Origin of the sequence: Falsiroseomonas sp. E2-1-a20, from assembly GCF_051433195.1 — a bacterium.
Lineage (GTDB): Bacteria > Pseudomonadota > Alphaproteobacteria > Acetobacterales > Acetobacteraceae > Falsiroseomonas.
Genome location: NZ_JBHMFT010000178.1, coordinates 1 through 817, shown reverse-complemented (window position 1 = coordinate 817; position 817 = coordinate 1). Strand labels below are relative to the sequence as shown.

Genomic DNA, 817 nt, shown 5'->3' with positions numbered 1-817 from the left:
CGCTGCGAAGCTGAAGCACGCAATTGCAGTTGCGGAGCCCGGCCGAACTGGTGAGGTGCGCTATATCGGCGAAGTTGACGCCAGTCCCGATGTGGTGCGGAAGCTGCTGACCCGGCTGGCCGCGCGGCACGGTAAGCTGCATGTTTGCTATGAGGCCGGACCGACCGGCTACGGCCTTTATCGCCAGGTGATTGCCCTTGGTCACGCCTGCACCGTGGTGGCGCCCTCGCTGATCCCGCGTAAGCCGGGCGACAGGGTCAAGACGAACCGGCGCGACGCGACTGCCCTGGCTCGGCTGCTCCGGGCTGGTGAATTGACCGCCGTATGGGTGCCAGACGAGGCACACGAGGCGATGCGCGACCTGGCACGCGCCCGCGGGGCCGCTGTCGATGATCTGCGCCGAAAGCGCCAAGCGATCTCGTCGATGCTTCTGAAGCATGGGCGCGCATTCCCCGGGAAGACCACCTGGGGCGCCCGACACGAGCGCTGGCTGGCCGAGCAGGCCTTCGACCATCCGCCCCAGCAGTTCGTTTTGCAGGAGCTCATCCTGGCAGCCCGGCACGCCAAGGAGCGGCTGGAGCGCATCGAGGTGGCCATAGTCGAGTTCATGCCGGGGTGGTCGCTGGCGCCGCTCGTTGAGGCCTTGCAGGCACTGCGCGGCATCCGGGTGCCAACAGCGGTGGCGATCGCTGCCGAGATCGGTGACCTCGCCCGGTTCGGCAGTGCGCGCCAGTTTATGGGCTATCTCGGCCTGGTGCCGGGCGAGCGCTCAACAGGCGACACGGTGCGCCGCCTCGGCATCACCAAAGCCGGGAAC

1 protein-coding gene is annotated in these 817 nt (G+C 67.8%); it reads left to right on the top strand.

Annotation, left to right across the window (positions count from 1 at the left end; translation table 11 throughout):
- The coding region (locus tag ACFHPP_RS31230; protein ID WP_437167112.1) for an IS110 family transposase at positions 1-817 on the top strand (817 nt) is incomplete at both ends.